General features: G+C 74.8%; 2 protein-coding genes. Both read left to right on the top strand.

Annotated elements, in window-relative coordinates; all coding sequences use genetic code 11:
• Nucleotides 1-639, top strand: a 639-nt coding sequence (locus tag AB0G02_RS35700) for an aminoglycoside phosphotransferase family protein (protein ID WP_360803517.1), incomplete at its 5' end; no start/stop codon positions are given.
• A gap of 88 nt (nucleotides 640-727) precedes the next feature.
• On the top strand, nucleotides 728-2,113 hold the full coding sequence (locus AB0G02_RS35695; protein ID WP_360803514.1) for a sigma 54-interacting transcriptional regulator: 1,386 nt from the start codon (nucleotides 728-730) through the stop codon (nucleotides 2,111-2,113).
• The last annotated feature ends 223 nt before the right edge of the window (nucleotides 2,114-2,336 follow it).

Genomic DNA, 2,336 nt, shown 5'->3' with positions numbered 1-2,336 from the left:
GAGCAGACGGCCGTGCTGCGGCTGTTCGCGCCGTCCGGCCGGGTGCCCGCCGTGGTGGCCGAGGCGGACGGCGCGGTGCTGATGGAGGCCATCCGACCGGGCACGATGGCCGACGAGCTGCCGGTCCCGCTGTCACCGGCGGAGTGGGCCGGACTGGTGGCGGCGCTGCACACCGCGTCCGACCCCGGCGGCGACCGGCTGGACCTGCGCGATCGCTGCGAGGAGTCCTTCGCCCGCATCGGGCGTCGCCTGGCCGATCCCGCGGTGGCCGCGCACATCACCGAGCGGACGTGGGCGCGCGCCCTCGACCGCAGCCGCGCCCTGCTCGACACCCAGCCGCGCGTGCTGCTGCACGGTGACCTGCACCTGGGCAACGTGCTGGACGGCGGCCCGGAGCGCGGTCTGGTGGCGATCGACCCGAGGCCGTGCGTGGGCGACCCGTGCTTCGACGTCGTGGACTACGTGCTGGACGCGGCGGGCGGCGAGGGCGTGGCCGACCGCGCCGACCAGGTGGCGGGAGCGGCCGACCTGGACCCCGACCGGCTGCGCGAGTGGTGCCGCGCACTGGCCCCGATGATCGCCGTGTCACGCCTGGCCGACGAACCGGCCAGGACCGAACTCCTCACCCTCGCCGGCTGACCCCCACCTCCGCCGGGCCCGCACGACCAGGCCGGGGTGGAGCCGCTCCACGTCGACCGACGGCCCATCAGTGCGTAACTTCGGAGGGGTGACCTCTGAGCTTCCCACCACCGCCGGCGCCCTCCGCGAGGCCGGCCACCTGCCGCGCGGGGTCAAGGCCGAGATCCGGGAGAACCTGCTGGCCGCACTCCGCGAGGGCCGCGACCCCTGGCCCGGCATCGTCGGCTTCGACCGCACCGTGCTCCCGCAGCTCGAACGCGCCCTCCTCGCCGGCCACGACGTCGTGCTGCTCGGTGAACGCGGCCAGGGCAAGACGCGCCTGCTGCGCACCCTCGTCGGCCTGCTGGACGAGTGGACCCCCGTCATCGAGGGCGCCGAGCTGAACGAGCACCCGCTCGACCCCATCACGCCCGAGTCCCAGCGCCGCGCCCGCGAGCTGGGCGACGACCTCCCCGTCGTCTGGAAGCACCGCGACGAGCGGTTCACCGAGAAGCTCGCCACGCCGGACACGAGCGTCGGTGACCTGGTCGGTGACGTCGACCCGGTCAAGGTCGCCCAGGGCCGCAGCCTCGGTGACCCGGAGACCATCCACTACGGCCTGCTGCCCCGCTCGCACCGCGGCGTCATCGCCGTCAACGAGCTCCCCGACCTGGCCGAACGCATCCAGGTCGCACTGCTGAACGTGATGGAGGAGCGCGACATCCAGATCCGCGGCTACACGCTGCGACTGCCGCTGGACGTGCTCCTCGTCGCCACCGCCAACCCCGAGGACTACACCAACCGCGGCCGGATCATCACCCCGCTCAAGGACCGGTTCGGCGCGGAGATCCGCACGCACTACCCGCTGGAGATCGGGGCCGAGGTCGACCTGGTCCGCCAGGAGGCCCACCTGGTCGCGGAGGTCGGTGACCACCTGCTGGAGGTCATCGCCCGGTTCGTGCGGCACCTGCGCGAGTCGTCCTCGATCGACCAGCGCTCCGGCGTGTCGGCCCGGTTCGCGGTCGCCGCGGCGGAGACGGTGGCCGCGAGCGCCCTGCGGCGCAGCGCCCTGATCGGGGAGAACCCGCCGATCGCCCGGCCGATCGACCTGGAGTCGGTGCCCGAGGTGCTGCGCGGCAAGCTGGAGTTCGAGGCCGGCGAGGAGGGCCGCGAGCAGGAGGTGCTGGTCCACCTGCTGCGCCGGGCCGTGGCGGACACCGCGCGCTCGACGTTCGCGGGGATCGACCTGCGCCCGCTGGCCGCGTTGGTGTCCGACGGGCACCCGGTGGCCACGGGGGAGCGGGTGCACCCCGGCGACCTGCTCGCCGCGCTGCCCGAGCTGCCGGTGCTGCACGACGTGGCGCAGCGGGTCGGCGCCGGGCCGAAGGACCCGGCGGGACGCATCGCGTCGGCCGTCGAGCTGGCGCTGGAGTCGCTCTACCTCACCCGCCAGCTGTCGAAGGACAGCGACGACGACCGGACGGTGTACGGATGAGCGGGTTCGCGAGCGGATCGTTCGACCCGGTGACCTGCGCTCCCGCCGCACCGACCGCCGGCGGGGTGCGCGCATGAGCGGCTACCGGTACGGCCGGTACGTCGACGGGCCCGACCCGCTCGCGCCACCGGCGGACCTGCGCGCGGCCATGGACGAGCTGGGCCGCGAGGTCATGGAGGGCGCCTCGCCCGCCTCGGCGCTGCGCGAGCTGCTGCGCCGGGGC

This window comes from Actinosynnema sp. NPDC023658, assembly GCF_040639995.1.
Taxonomy (GTDB): domain Bacteria; phylum Actinomycetota; class Actinomycetes; order Mycobacteriales; family Pseudonocardiaceae; genus Actinosynnema.
The sequence above is the reverse complement of the archived record's forward strand: the minus strand, read 5'-3'. Positions and strand labels throughout refer to the sequence as shown.